Here is a 19,807-nt window from a genome sequence, read left to right as displayed (position 1 = left end):
TTTAAAAGCTCAACAATTAACATACGTAATTCCTTACTAAATCGTCTGGCAAACATCATTGAAAAGAATGTATATCGTGTTGTAACTATTATACTTATTGACAATTAAAGTCAAAAATTATTCTTAAAGATCAAATATCACCCTGGCTATCCATCTACCCTCTTCCTGCCTTACCTGAATCTGATGGTAAGTAACAGCCTTAATCTCAGTTTTAATAGTATGATGACCTTCCTGAAATTCTTCTCCATAAACAGTCGCAGTAAGCCTTTTCTCCCCTATATCTTCAACCTCGAAGCGTTTAAAGAGCAGCCTTTCTGTATCATATAAATACAAAAGCTCTCCTAACCATACTACCATTAGCTGTTCCAGGTCTTCACCATCTACATATACCCTTTTTTCAAGAGACTCTGTTACTTCAGATGTGTCACATATTATTTCAAACAATGCTACTCCCGCGTTCTGAAAGAGTTCTCTCAAGTCCCTTCCGTAAACCTCTATTCCCAGATCCGCAGTATGGTCTATGAGTTCATATCTCTTCACTTAATCTCCAAAGAATCACTTGCTACAAACTCTACCCCACGGGTTTCCATCTCCTTGAGGGCTGCTTTTCCAGTCTCTTTTGTCACCGCCCTTATCGCATCCATTATTAGAAACACCTTAAATCCTTCTGTTAAGCCATCCAAAGCAGTGGCCTTTACACAGTAATCGGTAGCCAGTCCACAGATATAGATAGTTTTTATACCTCTTGATTTCAAGAAGGATGAAAGACCTGTTTCCTGGAAACCACTATAAGCCTCCTTGTCTTTCTCTGTCCCTTTCTTTACAAAATGTTTTATCCTGTCAACCTCCAATCCCTTGTGTAACTCTCCCCCATGAGTTCCAGCCACACAGTGCACGGGCCATTTGCTAAAACTGCAGTGATTGGGAGGATGGTAGTCCTGGGTAGCTACAACAAACACAAATTTACCCATCAATCTATTGATTATGGGAATGATCTCAGAAGCACCGGATACCTCCAGTGCACCACCCTCACAAAAATCGTTCTGTACATCTACTATAATCAATGCATCTTTAGCCATCTCAAAACCCCTCCTGCCTTCAGAATCTCTGACTCCCGGAGAGTTAGCATTGCCTTTACAGGGATATTGATGCCTTTAGATTTGTTACACAATGCAATATTCCTCTCTTCCCCCAGACCTTCCCTGATCCCCTTAACCTCTATAAGATTCCCTTCTTCGATCCTTTGATAATCTTCATCCTTCTCGAATTCAAAAGGTACTATCCCATAGTTTATCAGGTTACTCCGATGGATTCTGGCAAAAGACCTGGCTATTACAGCCTTTACACCAAGGTACATGGGTGCAAGTGCAGCATGTTCCCTGGAGGAGCCCTGCCCATAGTTCTCCCCACCTATTATGACCCCGCCACCCATCTCTTTTGCTCTTTTAGCAAAATCCTTATCAATCCTTGAAAAAACAAACTCTGATATAGCAGGTATGTTTGACCTGAGAGGAAGTATATTGGAGGATGCCGGCATAATGTCGTCAGTGGTTATGTTATCTCCAACCTTTATTAGAACAGTACAGCAAATATCATCCTCCAGAGGGCCCTTTACAGGAATCTCTTTTATATTTGGTCCACGAATGATATGCACATCTTCCGGGTTTGGTGAAGGCGGTAATATCATGTTATCATTTATCAAGAATCTCTTCGGTTCTTCTATTTCATCAAAGTCCAGGTCTATCTCCATCGGATCTAGTATTGTCCCCTTTATGGCAATAGCCGTTGCAGCCAGCGGATTACAGAGGTATATCATAGCAGAATCAGTCCCGCTCCTTCCTTTAAAGTTTCTATTGAAGGACCTAACGGATATTCCATCAGTTGAAGGAGACTGCCCCATTCCTATACAGGGACCACAGGCAGGTTCCAAAATTCTCGCTCCACTGGCTATTATATCTGACAGATCTCCTTCTCTGGCAATCATCTCATACACCTGCTTCGACCCAGGACTAACAGTCATACTACACCACGGAGCCACAGTTTTCCCCCTTAATATGGAGCTTACAGACTTCAGAACCTGATAGGAGGAATTAGTGCAGCTGCCTATACATACCTGATCCACCCTTGTCCCTTTCAACTCTTTGATTTTCACCACATTGTCAGGGCTATGGGGTTGGGTCACTAATGGTTCTAATCTACTTAGGTCTAAGTTCAGTTCCTCATCGTAGGAAGCATCTTCATCGGCTTTAATATGCCGCCAGTCCTTATCCCTGTTCTGTGCCTTAAGATACCTTTTTGTTCTTTCATCACTGGGGAAAATGGAGGTGGTAGCTCCCAGCTCAACCCCCATATTGGCTATAGTAGCCCTCTCTGTAACACTTAATGTATCCACTCCCGGGCCACCGTATTCTATAATCTTTCCCACCCCACCCTTTACCGATAATATTCTCAATATCTCCATGATAACATCCATTGCCGTTACCCATGGGCGGTTGAGTTTACCTGTAAGCCTTATTAGTATAACTTTTGGCATCCTGAACTCATAAATACCTCGAGCCATAACAGCAGCTATATCCAGACCACCAGCACCAATGGCTATCACTCCCATACCACCGGCCGTTGGTGTGTGACTGTCCGTCCCCAGAAGAACCTGACCGGGAACTGCAAACCTCTCAAGGTGCACCTGATGGCATATTCCATTGCCTGGTTTTGAAAAGTAAGCCCCATACTTGGCAGCAGTAGACTGAAGGAACAGATGATCATCGGGGTTCTTAAAATCGGTTTGTAGCATGTTGTGGTCTACATACGATACAACAAGAGGCACCTGTACCCTGGGAATATCCATAGCCTCAAACTGAAGATAAGTCATAGTACCCGTGGCATCCTGAGTAAGAACCTGGTCTGTAGAGATTGAGACGGTCTCACCCGGGCAAAGGTTCCCTGAAACCTTATGCTCCCTGATTATCTTTTCAACAAGGTTTTCTCCCATAAAATGCCCCTCTCCATGCAACAATCAGTTCGTCCTGAAAGATACCTGTATGTATGCGAACAGGGATACTGTCCCAAAGCTCTTACTTTCTTAATTTATCAGAACTTCCCTTTAAATACAATAGATTTTCAAGAATCATCCCTACCATAGCTGCATGACGCTTTTTAAAAAGGTATGTTATATTTTGGATATTGCAAATGCTATAGTATTTTTGACTTCGGATGAATCGAGTTATATGGCGGGTGAAACTATGCGCAAAGCGGCGGGATGTACATGAAATAGCAAGACACAAAGAGGTTAGGTATAAGGGGTAGTCAGAGGACTACCCCTTTCTTGTTTAATTCTTTGAAAGCATGGAAACAAAATCGATGGCATCGCGAGGGGCAGAGCCTGGTCCAAATACCTTTTTTACACCCATATCTACAAGCTGAGGCACATCCCTTGTGGGTATAACCCCTCCCATTATAACAGGTGTATTTATTCTCCGCTCTTTCAATGCCTCTAAAAGAGTGGACGCAACATAGAAGTGCTGCCCCATAGAACTGGTTATACCTAAAACATCCGCATCTTCCTCTTCTACCACCTTAGCAAGCTCTCTTGGGTCACTGAAATAGGTGAAAACCACTTCAATCCCTGCATCCTTAAAATTGCTCATAATAGATAAAAGCCCCCGGTCATGCCCATCCAGGGAAAATCGAGCCATTACAGCCTTAATATTTTTCTTGCCTTGGTCATTACTCATACCCGCCTCCTTATGTAGAATATATCCTGCCTCCACTGACTTCCACTATCGCCTCCATCATCTCACCTAACGTACACCTGGCTCTAGCAGCTTCAATGAGCTTAGGCATAAGAATACCTGCCTTTTCTACATTATCATAATCAGACATAGCCTCTTTTACTCTCTCCAGCGAATCTCTTACCTCAGTATTGTTACGATTCGCCTTCCATCTTTCCATCTTCTTTATAACCTCTGCCTCTATCTCAGGCTGATATAAGGTAAATGCAGGCACTTCTTCCTTCTCCTCTATTTTGAACTTGTTCAAACCCACTACGACTCTTTCTCCGCTATCAACCTCCTGGCGCCACTTTATGCTCTGCCTCTCCAAAAGCTGGCGTAGCCACCCATTCTTTATGCACTCAAAATAGCCTCCCTTACTCTCTATCTCAGCCCTTACCTTCTCCGATTCTTCTTCCACCTTATCAGTAAGGGATTCAAGATAATAAGAACCACCCATGGGGTCTGTCACATAGGGTATCCCTGTCTCATGAAGAACTATCTGGTTTATCCTTATGGCTGTGCGAACCGCTTCTTCAGAAGGTAAACCGATAGCCTCATCATAAGAATTGGTATGCATGGACTGCACACCACCCAAAACGCATGCCAATACCTGCAGTGTAGCTCTGGCTATATTATTTAAAGGCTGCTGGGAGGTAAGTGAAGAACCTGCGGTATGAACATGGATTCTATACTGAAGAGACCTGGGATCTTTACAACCAAACCTCTCCTTCATTATCTTAGCCCACATCCTCCTCCATGCCCGAAGTTTCGCTATCTCCTCAAAGAAGTCCATGCCCAAATGAACCTGAGAACTGAACCTGGAAACAAACTCATCGGGCTTCAACCCAGCCTTTATCCCCCCCTCCACCAGGTCAACTGCCTTGGAAAGCACAATCCCCAACTCCTGGGCAGGTGTCGCATTCATCTCTCCAAGAACATAACCACAGAGGTTTGTGTGGTTCCATCGCTTTATATTTTGACAACTGTACTTTATCAGCTCAATCTCCAGCCTGTACTGGGCATCCGGCACAGGGGAAGGAAGGTTTGTGGTTATACATCTGTTCCCCAACCCATTCTGACTCTGCCCGTTCAGCTCTCCCGGTTTGTGTCCCCTTCCCTCTGCATAAGCCACATACATGGCAAGAAAAGGAAGACAGGCAAATCTGATATTGTCGGCTACGCGGGTCTTTGGAAGATCATAGTCTTTCAGAAGGGTATCAATATCATCCAGAGTCGTTATATTGACCCCTCCCAATCCTACCATCCCCCGAGCCTTGGGGTTGTCAGGATCAAACCCGCAATGGGTGGGAGTATCCACGGCAAACAAAACTGCCGGCGTATCTCCATACCCTTTCATCCCTTCTTTCACAAGGTATTTGGTACGCTCTCTGGTCTCCTCACCGGTACCGTAACCATGGAGTATCTGTATCATCCACGGCATATATTGATAGCCCAGTGCCCTGTTCCCCCTGGTATAAGGAAAGGCCCCTGGCATCTCCGGCTCTGAATCCTTCACATCCTCTGGGGTATAAACATACTTAAGGGGTATCCCAGATTCTGAAGTGTACTGTGGAGACCCAAATTTCAACTTTTTTACATAGTCTTCTTCTACCTCTTTTTCCCAATCCTTCATCATCTCACTAACTTTATCAAGGGTCTTCCTAGAAAACATAAACTCACCTCCTCAGAAATAATTACTTGCATGTCTGAGTGCATCGCACAAGCAGGTTTCCTATTGAATGCATTCAATAAAATGTTGGAATCTTATTTAACCTATCAATTATAGAATCATAAATCAATAGAAAAAAGCTAAAATATTTTAAGCTTTCATCGTTCACCAGTTTTATGACTTTTCCGGCAATTTCTATAGTTTTTATTGACACATGAACCACCATTTGGTAATTCATCCAATTGAAGGCTACAGATAGACTGAAGGTGAAAGACTGTTAGGACATTTCAACCTTCAGCCTAAACACCTAGATAAATTTTTAGGTCTCCCATGATAAAAAGCATAAAAGAATCAGACCGGTACCCGACCACAGGTAAAAAGCTTTGGTGGATAGGCCTGCTCTATTTTGCTGAGGGATTACCGTTTGGGATAATTATAGATACCTTACCTGTCTATTTCAGGCTAAATGGATTATCACTTAAAGATATTGGGCTAATGAGCCTGATCTCCCTGCCATGGTCAATAAAATTTCTGTGGGCACCGGCTGTCGATTTTATTGGTAGACGAAAGTACTGGATCATAGCAGCACAGGCTGGTATGGCATTTTTGACTATCGCTCTGATCGGAATTGACCCTTCCAAACCAGGGGTATTGCTTTTCTCATGTATGATTGGCCTCACAATTCTTTCCGCCACCCAGGATATAGCCATTGATGCCTATTCCATTGAGATACTAGAACAGCGCGAGATGGGAGCAGCCAATGGTATCAGAGTATCTACTTACAGGGTAGCGCTCATCGTTGCAGGCGGCCTGTTAGTGGCTATTGGGGGATGGGTTGGTTGGAATATTACCTTTTTTCTTACAGCCCTTTTTTTGGGCTCGCTATCCTGCATAAGTCTTCTACTCCCTTCCACCGGCTATAAACGGCCAGCCCGGAGACTAAGGGCTATAGCTACACCTCTCCTTGATCTGGTGAAAAGACCTGATGTATTATGGGTGATGATGTTTATTCTTACCTTCAAGCTCGGAGATATGGCTATGGGGCCTATGGTAAAGCCTTTTTGGGTTGACCGGGGGCTTAGCACTACAGAGATTGGGGTTATAACCGGAACATTCGGTATTGTTGCAAGCATTACCGGGGCACTTGTTGGAGGCAGCTTCACAACAAAATATGGGATATTTCGCGGACTCTGGGTTCTCGGGATATTTCAGGCAGTAAGTAACTTAGGGTATGCAACAGTAGCAACCTATCCCAATACCGGGCATTTAGGAGTCTATCTGGCGTCTATTATAGAATCCTTTTGCGGTGGTCTGGGGACTGCTTCATTTTTAGCCTTTCTTATGTGTATTTGCAAAAAGGAGTTTGCTGCAACGCAATATGCCATTCTGTCAGCCATCTTTGGTTTAACCCGCTCTTTTTCCGGTGCTGCAAGCGGGTTGATGGCAAGTCTCTTTGGATACGGTGGATATTTTTTTATTACCTTTTTCTTGGCATTTCCGGCATATCTTATGTTAAAACCAGTAAAAAGATGGATCAATCCGCCAGAGGCGGGCTTAGATTAAGAAGTGTTTAAAAGTAATGTCTGGCAGCATATTATTCAGGCTTATATCATTTTGGTTGGCAATAAGCAGTTATTTATGTTACAAAGAAGAGGACTAGCAAAAAGTCAAAATCGTGATGGCAAGATAACAATTCAAGACCATCAGTAGGCGAGACAAATATGAGAAAAAATATTGGCACAAGGGAACGCAGAGCGGTAGTTACCGGCTTGGGAACAGTTACACCTTTAGGAACGGGGGTAGGGAAGAGTTGGCATGAGCTATGCGCGGGAATATCTGGCATCACCCGGATTACCAAGTTCGATCCGAGTAAATTACGTACACAGATTGCTGGTGAGGTGAAAGGGTTCTCTGCGCAAGATTTTGTGGAGAAGAAACTCGTGCGCAAGATGAACCGCTATGTCCATTTTGCTCTGGCTGCAGCCGAGATGGCGATGGAGGATTCCCGGCTTAATATCTCTTCTGATAATGAAGATGTAGTCGGTGTGATCATTGCTACTACATCCGGCGGGATTACTACCTGGGAAAAGGGTCATGAACTCTGGCTGAAGGGCACTCCCGATGAGATTTCTCCCTTTTTGATTCCCAGTTTTGCAACCAACATGGCAGCAGGACAGGTAGCTATCCGTTTTGGTGCTAAGGGACCTAATTTTGCCCCTACTACAGCCTGTGCCGCCAGTACCCATGCCATCGGCGATGCGGTAAGACTTATTCAAAGAGGAGATTGTGATGCTGTGATTGCTGGTGGCTCAGAGGCTGGAATTACTCCTGTGGGAATTGCTGCGTTGGGAAACATGAGGGCTACCTCTACCAGAAATGATGAGCCGGAAAAGGCCAGTCGACCATTTGATAAGGACCGTGATGGTTTCGTGACTGGCGAAGGTGCAGGAATCATAATCGTGGAGGAGCTTGATTCGGCTTTGGAGCGAGGAGCCAAGATCTATGCTGAGATTATCGGCTACGGGGCTAATAACGATGCCCACCACATAACCTCTCCTTCAGGAGAGGGCGCAATAAGGTGTATGCAATCGGCACTCAGGGATGCAGGTATTACCCCTAAAGAAATTGATTATATCAACGCTCATGGTACCTCTACAGTACTCAATGACCGCGTAGAGACCTATGCTATAAAAGAAGTCTTCGGGGAACGCAGCCGGAGGTTTCCCATAAGCTCCAACAAATCGATGATAGGGCACCTCTGGGGAGCGGCCGGGGCAGTGGAGGTAATATTCACTATCCTGGCTATGAGGGATAGTACTATTCCTCCTACGATCAACTATGAGTCTCCGGATCCGGAGTGTGACCTTGACTATGTGCCCAATGTGGCACGTAAAGCAAAGGTAAGAACTGCCCTGTCAAATTCCTTTGGTTTCGGTGGTGCCAATGGGGTGCTGGTTCTCAGGGAATTTGCTGAAGAGTGAGGTTTTTGTATCGAGGACATCTTAAACATGAAGCAAAGCTACCCCTTTTATAAAAAAATCATATTTGTTTTGACGTTGATCATCTTCCTTCTAAACGGATTTTATTGGAGATTCTTGGGCGTTGGCACCTGTCAAGCCGGCTATAGTTTTACAATAGAGGAAGAAAAGAAAACCGGTAAAAAGTTTAAACTTGAGCTGGATAAACACCTGGAATTGATAAAGGACTCGTCAATTCAAGAATATATTGACCGGGTAGGTAAAAATATCATCTCACAAATAGACCATAAGATCTTCGACTTTAATTTCTATATATATAAATCCTCTGCCCCAAATGCTTTTGCAATTCCTGCTGGTTATATTTATATCAGTACAGGGTTAATTACCTTGGCAGAGAACGAAGCTGAATTGGCAGGGGTTTTAAGCCATGAAATCGCCCATGTAATGGCAAGGCATATTGCAGAAAAGATTGAAAAGGAAAGCAAACTAAACATTGGGGCATTGGCAGCTATTCTAGCAGGGATACTTCTCGGAGGCAGCGGGCAGGCATCTGGTGCAGTGGGAGCCTTTTCAATTGCCACAGCTCAAACTCTCTCCTTGAAGTATACCAGAGAAAACGAAGAAGAGGCTGACCGATTGGGACTCAATTATTTAACAAAAGCTGGTTACGATGGTTCAGGGCTAATTGGCTTTTTAAAGAAAATTAAACGGCATAGTCTAGAGTCTTCTCAATTGCCTTCCTACCTTTTAACTCACCCGGAGGTAGAAAAGAGGATTGATTACCTCGACCTCATGCTAATGAGGTTACCTAAACAGGGAGAGTCCAAAAATAATGTTGACAATCTTAGAATTATACAGGCAAAAGTGATAGTTGATACTTGGCTTCTTAAAAATGCAGAGGACCACTTTAAATCTTTACTGGAGTCTGACCCAAAACGACTGGATATAATCTATGGCATCGCCTTAGCCAATAAGAAACTTGGAGATTATGATCAAGCCATCAAAGGATTCAAGATGGCGCTAGCAATCCATCCAGAAAACAGTGAAATTTTAAAAGAGCTGGGTATCTGTTATTTTTCTGAGGGGAAAACCGAAGACGCAGCTAAATTTCTTAAAAAATCAGTTGCTATAAATGAAAAAGACAGAGCCGCCTGGTATAATCTCGGTCGTGTTTATCAGGAAAGCGGTAACTTCCAGGAAGCAATAGAGGCATACCAGAGGGTTAAGAGGCTGGATACAGACTTTGTCGATGTTTATTATAATCTGGGCTTAGTTTATGGTAAAAAAGGACTCCTCGGAGATGCCCATCAAAACTTTGGGATATTTTTTAAATTGAAGGGGAAACTGGATTCTGCTTTATTTCATTTCAATAAGGCATTAGAATACTATGGTAAAGATACAGAGGAAGGAAGGGAGATATTGAAAGAGGTTAGGGAGATACAAAATAAAGAAAAATAAAATATAAGGAGGTCAAATATGTCTGCATTAACTTTAATCATCTCTATTATTGCCCTGGTCCTTGCTATAGTCTCTTTCAAGCGAACAGGGGGTTTGCAGGACATTAAAGGTCAGATCAATAATCTGGAATCAATCATGGGGCCTCTCCGGGAAAAGACTGCCAATGTTCTGGGGAAAATGGAAAAAGCACTACGCAATCCTGAAAAAGAAGAGGAACCTGAAAAAAAAGAAGACGATGCCGGCGAGGGCAGAGAATAATCATTGTTAGAATTCAATAACGATCTCTAATGGCATAAAAATGAGGAAGCAGCTTTAGACAAATTCCCGCTAAAATGGAGGTAAAAATGATTATAGGAAAACTAATTGCTAGGAATGCAAAAAGGTATCCCAATAAGACCGCTGTGGTGTCTGGTGATTACACTTTCACCTTTAAAGAGTTTAACGAAAGAGTGAATAAGCTGGCAAATACCCTGGCTGACCTGGGAGTAAAGAAAGGAGACAGGATAGCAGCCTTGCTGAATAACTGTCACCAATATGTGGAGCTATACTGTGCTGCACCAAAGGGTGGGTTTGTACTGGTCCCCCTTAACTACATGTTGAGTGGAAAGGAACTGGCTTTTATTATAAATAATTCTGGTGCAAATACCCTTTTTCTTGGGGAAAAATATATTGATACCATTAACTCCGTAAGAGGGGATTTAAAAGGAGTGAAACATTTCATCACCATTGGAACCCCTGCCGAGGGAATGATAAGCTACGAAGAGCTCATTTCTCGATACCCGGCGGATGAACCAAAGGCGGAGATTGGTGAGGATGATCTTGCCTATCTCTTATATACCAGTGGTACAACAGGTTTGCCCAAAGGGGTCATGCATAATCACAGGAGCATGCTTGAAATCGTAACGCAGTATGTTATTCTGCCGGACTTAAAAAGAGACGATGTTGATTTGATTACTATACCGCTCTACTGGGGGCCATCTCTGCTTCTCCATATTCTGCCTCATTTCTACGTGGGCTCAACGATCGTCGTCTTAAAGGAGTTCAATCCCGATGTCGTCCTGAAGACAATCGAAACAGAAAAGGTATCAACCACTCTTATGCCACCATCCTTCATCATCTCCCTCCTGAATCATCCGGGGTTAGACCAGTATAACATAAGCAGCTTACGCTCTATTGTATTCGGTGGTGAGATAATGCCAGTAGAGGTACTTAACAGGGCTATCGGAGTATTCGGTAATATATTCGCTCACATATACGGACTTATGGAGATAACACCAGTAACTTATTTCCATGAGGATGATCTGGTACTCGATGGCCCCCCTGAAGTACTGAAAAGGGTGCAATCCTGTGGTAGAGAGGCGATCAATGTAGAAGTGAGGGTTGTAGATGAGAATGATAATGATGTAATTCCGGGAGAAGTTGGAGAGGTAATTGTCAAAGGCGACAATATGATGAAAGGATACTGGGAACTGCCCCAGGCAACCGCAGAAACTATCAGAGGAGGTTATGTACATACAGGAGATCTGGCTACCCTGGATGAAGAAGGTTACGTATATCTGGTTGGCAGGAAAAAGGATATTATTAACTCTGGTGGTAAAACTATCTATCCTGGAGATGTGGAAGAAGTTATCTATAGACACCCATCTGTTTCCCAGGCGGCCGTAATAGGAGTTACTAATGCAAAGCTTGGTGAATCTGTAAAAGCAGTTGTAGTACTTAAAGAAAGAATGAAATCAGATGAAAATGAAATCCTGGAGTTTTGCAAGCAGAATCTTGCAGTTCATGCTGTACCACAATCTATAGAGTTTGTGGATGAATTGCCAAGGAATCCGTCAGGAAAGATACTTAAAAGGGAATTGAGGGAAAGATACGGCAAGAAAAAGAAATAGATAACTTGAGGAGAACATGAAAAGGGAACAGTTAATAATAATAGGCGGTGTTGCAGCAGGCATGAAGGCGGCTACCAGGGCAAGGAGAGTCAATCCGAATCTCAAGATAACCGTTTTTGAAGAAAAAGACTATATATCATATGCCGCATGTGGCCTTCCCTATTATACATCAGGGATTGTCAAAGAACGAGAAGATCTTGTGCTTAGAACTCCCGAGGACTTCAGAAAGCCATTTGATATTCAGGTACACACGAACCATCGGGTTACGAAGATAGACCCTCAAAAGAAACAGATAACGGTATCTAATCTGAAGAAAAGGGATGAAACCATACAACATTATGACAAGCTTATTATTGCTACAGGGGCGAAGCCCATTGTTCCATCTTTACCAGGTGTTAACCTTCCCAAAATTCATACCATAAAGACCATAGAAGATGCGTCTTCTATAAGAGATTACATTGGAAGGGAACAGCTTAGAAAGACCATCATTATAGGGGCAGGGCTTATTGGACTGGAGATGGCTGAAAGTCTTGTTTCTCAAGGATTAGAAGTCACTATAGTGGAAATGATGAATCAAGTCCTTCCCCCATTAGATGAAGATATGGCATACCTTCTTGAGAAACACCTCATTGAAAAAGGGGTGAAAGTATCTAAGGAAAATCCAGTTGAAGCCTTTGAAGGAGATACAAAGGCAGGCGTAAGGCAGGTAATAACTAAAAATGCCCGATTTGACACTGACATGGTATTACTATCTATCGGGATAAGACCCAATACACAACTGGCACAGGAAGCCGGAGTTGCCATAGGCCAAACAAGGGCCATTAAAGTTAACGAGAGAATGCTAACCAACATTCCTGAGATTTATGCCGCAGGGGATTGTTCAGAAACGTTTAGCTTGATAACTGGGAAACCGACATGGGTCCCCCTGGGCTCAACTGCTAATAAACAAGGACGGGTGGCAGGAGAAAATGCGGCAGGCGGCGATGCCTTTTTTAGAGGGGTATCAGGTACTATGATAGCCAAGGTATTCGACTACACTGTGGCAAAAACTGGCATCTCAGAAAGAGAAGCTGTAAAAGATGGCTATGAGATAGAAAGGGCTATTATATACCCCAATTCCCATGCTCACTACTATACTGATGCCCATGAAATGTCCTTTAAGATAATAGCAGAAAAAAAGTCTAACCGGGTATTGGGAGCACAGATAATTGGAAAAAGCGGAGTAGATAAAAGGATTGATGTGATAGCATCTGCTGTAGCCCAGAGAGCCACATTCGGAGACTTGGAAGGTTTAGATCTGGCATACGCCCCACCCTATTCACCTGCAGTAGACCCGGTAATAGTAGCGGGATATGTCTTATCAAATAAGTCATTGGGGCTTTTTAAAGGTATGCCGGCAGATGAACTGAAGAGGAAATTGGACAGTGGTGAGAGATTTACTCTGCTGGACGTCAGAGATGATGAAGAATACAAGAAAGGTCACCTCCCTGGCGCCAAACACATACCCTTCAATGAGCTTCGGGGAAGGATCGGAGAACTCGACCCGGATCAGGAAGTGATAATCTACTGCCTCCAGGGATTAAGAAGCTATAATGCCATCAGAGTTTTACATGGAAAAGGTTTTACAAAAGTGATGAATCTGGATGGTGGTATCAACATGTGGAGGTGGAATCTAAAGTAACCCAATCTGCCATTCTTTCTGCCGGACATAAACCCATTCCAAAGTTGTCTCACCTATTGACTTCACCGATTTAATACTTACCTTTTAATTTAAAGATAAAAAATACTACACAATTAGCACCTTTTGCTAACAGGTGTAGAATAAAAGGAGGGATTAAAATGGCTAAGACAATTGGAATAGACCTTGGTACCACCAACTCGGTTCTAGCTGTCATGGAGGGTGGCAAACCTGAGGTAATCATAAACTCTGAGGGAGGAAGGACAACCCCTTCCGTTGTGGCATTTTCAAAAAACGGAGATCGTCTGGTAGGACAAGTTGCCAAAAGGCAGGCAGTTCTCAATCCGGAAAATACCATATCATCTGTAAAGAGATTCACCGGAAGAAAATATTCAGAGGTTACCCAGGAGACAAAGCAGGCTTCCTATAAGGTCAAAGAGGGCAAAGGAGGTGTAGTACGAATTACGGCAGGGGGAAAGGAATATGCCCCGGAAGAGATATCTGCAATAGTTTTGAGAAAACTCGCAGATGAAGCCTCAAAGTACCTGGGAGAGAAGGTAAAGGATGCGGTTATAACTGTACCGGCATACTTTAATGACGCCCAGAGACAGGCAACAAAAGATGCGGGAAAGATAGCCGGTTTAAATGTAAAAAGGATAATAAACGAACCTACTGCTGCAGCTCTGGCGTATGGTCTGGACAAAAAGAAGAATGAGACCATTCTGGTATTTGACCTTGGCGGCGGTACTTTTGACGTCTCTATCCTGGAAGTTGGCGATGGTATCTTTGAGGTAAAGTCTACCAGCGGTGATACGCATCTGGGAGGGGACGATTTTGATAAAAGGTTGGTAGACTGGATTGCTGCCGAGTTCAAAAAAGACAGGGGAATAGACTTACTCAAAGACAGACAGGCACTTCAAAGGTTATACGAAGCTTCGGAAAAGGCTAAGTGTGAGTTGTCCACAGTGACAGAGACAACTATAAGTCTTCCATTTATAACTGCGGATGCATCCGGGCCAAAACATCTGGAGATGAAAATTAACAGAGCGAAATTTGAAAGCATAGTAGCAGACCTCATAGAGCGCTGTGAAGGACCTGTAAAACAGGCTCTGAGTGATGCAAAACTCTCCACAGGGGATATAGATGAGGTCGTTCTGGTAGGAGGCTCTACCAGGATACCAGCAGTACAAAATCTGGTGAAACGGCTCACGGGTGGAAAAGAACCCCACCAGGGGGTAAATCCTGATGAAGTTGTGGCTGTGGGGGCTGCCATTCAGGCAGGGGTTTTGGCAGGTGAGGTTAATGAAGTACTCTTGCTTGATGTGACACCTCTCTCTTTAGGGGTAGAGACACTAGGTGGAATAATGACCAGGATTATAGAGAGGAACACCACTATTCCAGTCAGAAAGAGTGAAACATTTTCTACAGCCGAGGACAACCAGCCAAGCGTGGACATAAACGTTCTCCAGGGTGAAAGGGAAATGGCAAAGGACAACCGGGTTCTGGGAAGATTTCGCTTGGAAGGTATACCCATGGCACCCAGAGGGATACCTCAGATCGAGGTTACATTTGATATAGATGCCAATGGGATAATACATGTCGGTGCTCAGGACAAGACAACGGGAAAAGAACAGACCATTACAATAACAGAATCAACCTCTCTGGATAAACAAGAAGTTGATCGCATGATTCGGGAGGCTGAAGTCCATGCTTCTGAGGATAAAGCAAAGAGAGAAGAGGCTGAAATCAGAAACCAGGCAGATACCCTTGCCTATACTGTTGAGAAAGAGTTGGCCAGTGCCGGGAATCGGCTGCCCCTTCATGAAAAGGCCAGGATAGAGCAGCTTATTGGCGATTTGAGGGGTGCTTTGAAAGAGGAGGGTGCAGGTATAGAAAAGATACGGGCATTAACCAGTGATTTGCAGCAGGCATCCCATTCTCTATCAGCTGCTTCTTATGGAGACCAGCAGACCCCGGAACAGGGGTATGGCGGATACAGCTATGGTAAAGATAGAAACCGGGATGATGATGTTATAGACGCTGATTATACAGTTGATTCCTCCATGGGTGGTTGAGGGGTATAAATGAGAATTGGCTGGTAGTCAATCCTGAGATTTTGCCTGAAACTTTTATTAACTTAAGGAGCAGTTCTCAAGCTGCTCCTTAAGTTTTACAGGGCAGGCAAAATAGTTTGACAAAAAGAATTCAATGATGATAATAATAACAATATAATATGTTAGTTGTCCCTGGAGGGGAGAGTTAGAGCTAAGAATGGAGGTTTAAAGATGTCTGAAAAAGAGAAAGCAGTTCATTTAACCGATGATTCATTTAATGCAGAGGTAATAAACTCTGATAAGCCTACATTGGTAGATTTTTGGGCTCCCTGGTGTGGTCCCTGTAAAATGGTAGGTCCCATAGTGGAAGAGCTGGCAGAGGAGTATGATGGAAAGGTAAATATTTGCAAGTTAAATGTAGATGAGAATCCAAAGACACCGGCTCAATACAGTATCAGGAGCATCCCTACCCTGATTATGTTTAAGGGCGGCAAATCTATTGATCAGGTAGTTGGCGCAGTCCCTAAAACAAAGCTCGAGGAGATGATAAAAAAAGCTCTGTAGTCAGGACACCGTTTTTAGTTGCGTGTTGTAAGTTATAACTAACAAATCTCAAGTTAATTTCGGAAGGGGAAAAGAAATTCCAAAATCTGAAATTCACAATCTGCAATCGCTGAGGGATGATAAATGGGACAAAAGGAAAATGACAGAGATCTTCTTCCCAGGGAAATTAAGGACATATTAAAGAATTATAAGACTATTGCTGTGGTTGGCTTATCCCTAAAGGAGGATAGACCCAGTTATCAGGTGGCATATTATTTACAGTCGAAAGGGTTCAGGGTTATTCCCATACGTCCTCTGGGGAAAGATATCCTGGGGGAAAAGGTGTATCCCAGTCTTCTTGAAGTCCCATTTGAAATAGATATAGTTGATATATTTAGAAAACCCGAAGCAGTCTTAGAAATTGTTAAGGAAGCTATAGAAAAAAGGGCGAAAGTAGTATGGATGCAGGAAGGTGTGATCAACAAAGAAGCAGCCGAGTTGGCACGTAAAGCAGGGATTAAGGTAGTAATGGACAGGTGTATAAAGAAAGACCATCAAAATCTTTTTGGTTAGCGTAAGTCAGGAAGGTTCGAAAATGAGTACTACCGATTACGATGTAATAATAGTTGGAGGTGGGCCGGCAGGGTTAACGGCAGGGCTCTATACATGCAGATCAAGACTAAAATCCCTCATGATTGAGAAAATGGTCGTTGGAGGACAGGTTGTAACCACTGAAATGGTGGAGAACTACCCCGGTTTTAAGGATGGGATAAATGGACCAGAACTGATACAGAACATGGAGGGACAGGCAAAGAGATTTGGCTTAGAGATACTGACCGGGGATGTGGAGAGTGTAAGTGCGGACAAGAGCAATATCAAGCAGATAAAGCTCAGTGATAGGGAATTTTCGTGCAGGGCATTGATAATAGCTTCAGGGTCTAAACCCAATGAAATGGGAATAAAAGGCGAAATTGAACTGAGAGGGAGAGGGGTTTCATATTGTGCCACATGCGATGGGCCTTTCTTCCGTGGGCTGGATATAGCAGTAATCGGAGGTGGCAATTCGGCTGTTGAAGAAGGGATATTTTTAACAAAATACGCCAAAAAGGTCTATATTGTTCATCGCAGAGACCAGTTAAGGGCAGATAAGATTATACAAGAGAGGGCATTTAAAAACGAAAAGATAGAATTTGTATGGAACACTGTACCGGACAGGATTGAGGGCAATCAAACGGTTAATGCCATATCATTACGAAATGTTAAAACAAATACCTTATCCAGGCTAGAGGTAGGTGGTGTCTTTATGTATGTTGGGATTAAACCAAATACAGAATTTTTGAAAGGCAGTGTCGCCCTGGATGAAAGAGGATTTATAATAACTGATGATGAGATGAAGACATCTGTCCCAGGCATATTCGCAGCAGGGGATGTAAGAGTAAAGCTTTTAAGGCAAATCGCTACAGCCGTTGGAGACGGAGCAACCGCAGCATTTGCTGCTGAAAAATATATAGAGGATATGAAACCCTGATACAGATACAGGGGGCTTTGTCAAAGAGGTAATGGATAGTTTGATGAAGTAAAAGAGGCGTGACATATGGAAAAAGAAAAAGATTTAATTGAAAATTCTTCAGCCGATAAAGGTCAGGATGGAATTTTTAGCAAACCCAAAATTAATGAATTAGACTCGGACTGGGATGACTATCTGGAAGGAATCCTTTACTATGGAATAGAATCATGGCGAGGAGGGTGATGTTAATCCTCTCCCAGTAGGTTACTGAAGGAATAATACCCCTCTTCTCTCTTAATTCCAGCAAAACCCTTGGAAATCCTTAACCCAATATCCCAGGCTGGTTATACCATCCAGTCTCCAGGCCTGCCGCCGCTGGTATATCCACAAAAATTACAGTACCACATACTGGCACTCTCGTCTGCCTCAGCTCAGAAATTGGCGTCTTTTCTTTCTGTCCAGGGTCTTGGCCCTGTCCGCATTAATAGCGGATTAAAAGCATAGGCATGCATTCTTACAAAATCTTCCCCGCATTTGGGGCATGGTTTTACCTGAGGTTCATCCGCATCGTCTTTCTTTACCTTGCTGCAGTCCTTTTTATGAATGACACCATACATCTTCATCACCTCACAATATATAACATTGAATTCTGAGATAACTTATCATAAAAGCAATGATATGTCAAAAGAAAAAAACAAATTCCCTTGACATATAACCATCTTTCACATATAGCACACTACAAGCGGCTCCCTTTTATTACATAGAATTCCTTCAAAAAGGAGGGCATCTTGGATCAAAGAAAACTGGAAGAGTTTGAGTCTATCTTCTATCCCGGATCCATCGCTGTAGTTGGTGCCTCCAACGACAAGCTGAAATTTGGAACGAGATACCTTCAAGCCTTGATAGATTCAAGGTTTGAAGGACCGCTTTATCCCGTCAATCCAACTGAGAATAAAATACTTGGGCTTAGAAGTTACCCTAAACTCACATCAATCCCGGCTGACGTTGACTACGTTATTGTCTCAATCCCTGCAAGATTTATACTCGATTTGCTTGACGAGTGTGCAACAAAGGGTGTAAAGACTGTTCAGATCTTCACCGCAGGGTTTTCCGAAACCGGAGAGGAAGAGGGACGCAGGTTGGAGAAAGAGATGGCTAGAAAAGCCAGAGAAAACGGATTCCGGATTATTGGCCCAAACTGCATCGGAGTGTATTCCCCTGCATGCCATATGCCTTATGGTCCTATGCACTTCCCGGCAGAGGCCGGCACAGTAGGGTTCATCTCCCACAGTGGTGGAGTTGCTGGTAATCTAATTGACGAAGGGATAAGACGGGGGATTTGCTTTAGCAAGGTGGTCAGTTTCGGAAACGGGTGTGATCTTGATAACTGTGATTATCTGGAGTATTTCGCACTCGATCCGGAGACGAAAATCATCGGCGCCTATTTAGAGGGAGCAAAAGATAGCCAACGCCTCTTTAGACTGATTAAGGAAATCTCAAAAACCAAGCCTTTGATTATCTGGAAGGGAGGAAAAACTCCTGCTGGTGCTCAGACAGCAGCATCTCATAGTGCCTCACTTGCCGGTTCCGATATAATATGGAAGGCAGCTCTGAAGCAGGCTGGTGCAATTAAGGTAGAGAGCCACGAGGAGTTGGTTGATACTATCTTAGCCTTTTTACACCTTCCTCGATTTTGTGGAAATCGTGTTGCCGTCATCGCCGGACTCTACGGTGCTGGTGGTGGGGCAAGCGTTACATCCAGCGATGCCTTTACCAGTCAGGGTATGGAGGTCCCCCCTTTCACCGATGAGACAAGGGCTAAGCTCAAGACTATCATCCCTAAAGCAGGCAGCATACTGCGAAATCCCCTAGATATGGGTTCCGTTGGGGGCATTACTGAGATACTCAGTAATACGATAGAATTAGTACTAGATGACCCCCTTATAGATATTCTCATAATCCAGGTCCCGGTAGATTTTCTCGTCGGGTTAGCATCAAAGAAGATATTCCAGGATACACTTGAGATTATTGCAAACTTCAAAAAAACTAAATACAAACCTATTGTATTGCTCTCCCCCCATGGTTCAGTCATTGCAGAAAGATTGGAGTTCGAAAGGACACTCTCCCACGCAGGGATACCTGCCTATCCCACCTTTGAACGGGCAGCAAGGGCTATTGCAAATGTTGACATCTATTCCAGGCTTCATAACCCATAAGGTTGTTACTTAAAATGTCGACTTGTATTTGCAAACCAAGGTACC

Annotated in this window: 18 protein-coding genes; 12 read left to right on the top strand and 6 right to left on the bottom strand. The window is 43.5% G+C overall.

Translation table 11 applies throughout. The features are described 5' to 3' along the window. Nucleotides 1-123 precede the first annotated feature (123 nt). The 5 genes from AB1401_04275 to AB1401_04255 form a co-directional block, all read right to left on the bottom strand. Nucleotides 124-540: an archease gene (locus AB1401_04275; GenBank protein MEW6614664.1), complete on the bottom strand. Its 417-nt coding sequence runs from the start codon at nt 538-540 to the stop codon at nt 124-126. Then, entirely contained in the window at nt 537-1,079 is a 543-nt protein-coding gene (locus AB1401_04270; GenBank protein ID MEW6614663.1) for a nicotinamidase, read from the bottom strand. Before AB1401_04270 ends, AB1401_04275 begins: the two co-directional genes overlap by 4 nt. Further along, nucleotides 1,061-2,989: an aconitate hydratase gene (locus AB1401_04265; protein ID MEW6614662.1), complete on the bottom strand. Its 1,929-nt coding sequence runs from the start codon at nt 2,987-2,989 to the stop codon at nt 1,061-1,063. The genes AB1401_04270 and AB1401_04265 overlap by 19 nt, the downstream gene beginning before the upstream one ends. A gap of 337 nt (nt 2,990-3,326) precedes the next feature. Continuing rightward, on the bottom strand, nt 3,327-3,731 hold the full coding sequence (locus tag AB1401_04260) for a cobalamin-dependent protein (GenBank protein MEW6614661.1): 405 nt from the start codon (nt 3,729-3,731) through the stop codon (nt 3,327-3,329). Nucleotides 3,732-3,741: 10 nt separating this feature from the next. Beyond that, nucleotides 3,742-5,442, bottom strand: coding sequence for an acyl-CoA mutase large subunit family protein (locus tag AB1401_04255; protein ID MEW6614660.1), 1,701 nt, complete (start codon nt 5,440-5,442; stop codon nt 3,742-3,744). Nucleotides 5,443-5,769: 327 nt separating this feature from the next. On the opposite strand from AB1401_04255, the gene AB1401_04250 reads away from it, so the two are divergent. The 11 genes from AB1401_04250 to AB1401_04200 all read left to right on the top strand — a co-directional run bounded on the left by AB1401_04250 (nt 5,770) and on the right by AB1401_04200 (nt 17,789). Then, nucleotides 5,770-7,002: an AmpG family muropeptide MFS transporter gene (locus AB1401_04250; GenBank protein MEW6614659.1), complete on the top strand. Its 1,233-nt coding sequence runs from the start codon at nt 5,770-5,772 to the stop codon at nt 7,000-7,002. A 158-nt stretch (nt 7,003-7,160) separates the two neighbouring features. Beyond that, on the top strand, nt 7,161-8,420 hold the full coding sequence (fabF, locus tag AB1401_04245; protein ID MEW6614658.1) for a beta-ketoacyl-ACP synthase II: 1,260 nt from the start codon (nt 7,161-7,163) through the stop codon (nt 8,418-8,420). A gap of 27 nt (nt 8,421-8,447) precedes the next feature. Then, nucleotides 8,448-9,875: a M48 family metalloprotease gene (locus AB1401_04240; protein ID MEW6614657.1), complete on the top strand. Its 1,428-nt coding sequence runs from the start codon at nt 8,448-8,450 to the stop codon at nt 9,873-9,875. 18 nt (nt 9,876-9,893) lie between these two features. After that, nucleotides 9,894-10,133, top strand: a complete 240-nt coding sequence (locus AB1401_04235; GenBank protein ID MEW6614656.1) for a hypothetical protein — start codon at nt 9,894-9,896, stop codon at nt 10,131-10,133. A gap of 86 nt (nt 10,134-10,219) precedes the next feature. Next, complete coding sequence (locus AB1401_04230; GenBank protein MEW6614655.1) at nt 10,220-11,764, top strand: long-chain-fatty-acid--CoA ligase; 1,545 nt, start codon at nt 10,220-10,222, stop codon at nt 11,762-11,764. Between the two features lie 16 nt (nt 11,765-11,780). Beyond that, nucleotides 11,781-13,445, top strand: coding sequence for an FAD-dependent oxidoreductase (locus AB1401_04225; GenBank protein MEW6614654.1), 1,665 nt, complete (start codon nt 11,781-11,783; stop codon nt 13,443-13,445). A gap of 158 nt (nt 13,446-13,603) precedes the next feature. Continuing rightward, entirely contained in the window at nt 13,604-15,517 is a 1,914-nt protein-coding gene (dnaK, locus tag AB1401_04220; protein ID MEW6614653.1) for a molecular chaperone DnaK, read from the top strand. A gap of 210 nt (nt 15,518-15,727) precedes the next feature. Next, complete coding sequence (gene trxA / locus AB1401_04215; GenBank protein ID MEW6614652.1) at nt 15,728-16,060, top strand: thioredoxin; 333 nt, start codon at nt 15,728-15,730, stop codon at nt 16,058-16,060. 123 nt (nt 16,061-16,183) lie between these two features. Then, nucleotides 16,184-16,612, top strand: coding sequence for a CoA-binding protein (locus AB1401_04210; protein ID MEW6614651.1), 429 nt, complete (start codon nt 16,184-16,186; stop codon nt 16,610-16,612). A gap of 22 nt (nt 16,613-16,634) precedes the next feature. Continuing rightward, on the top strand, nt 16,635-17,567 hold the full coding sequence (gene trxB, locus AB1401_04205) for a thioredoxin-disulfide reductase (GenBank protein MEW6614650.1): 933 nt from the start codon (nt 16,635-16,637) through the stop codon (nt 17,565-17,567). Between the two features lie 66 nt (nt 17,568-17,633). Beyond that, nucleotides 17,634-17,789 (top strand): hypothetical protein, encoded by a 156-nt coding sequence (locus AB1401_04200; GenBank protein ID MEW6614649.1) that lies wholly within the window; start codon nt 17,634-17,636, stop codon nt 17,787-17,789. Between the two features lie 188 nt (nt 17,790-17,977). Here the strand turns inward: AB1401_04200 and AB1401_04195 are convergent, their stop codons facing one another. Continuing rightward, on the bottom strand, nt 17,978-18,163 hold the full coding sequence (locus AB1401_04195; protein MEW6614648.1) for a hypothetical protein: 186 nt from the start codon (nt 18,161-18,163) through the stop codon (nt 17,978-17,980). 171 nt (nt 18,164-18,334) lie between these two features. On the opposite strand from AB1401_04195, the gene AB1401_04190 reads away from it, so the two are divergent. Continuing rightward, nucleotides 18,335-19,762 (top strand): CoA-binding protein, encoded by a 1,428-nt coding sequence (locus AB1401_04190; protein MEW6614647.1) that lies wholly within the window; start codon nt 18,335-18,337, stop codon nt 19,760-19,762. Nucleotides 19,763-19,807 lie beyond the last annotated feature (45 nt).

The sequence above is a fragment of the Thermodesulfobacteriota bacterium genome, from assembly GCA_040757775.1.
Lineage (GTDB): Bacteria > Desulfobacterota > UBA8473 > UBA8473 > UBA8473 > UBA8473.
This window is presented reverse-complemented; position numbering and strand designations above follow the sequence as displayed.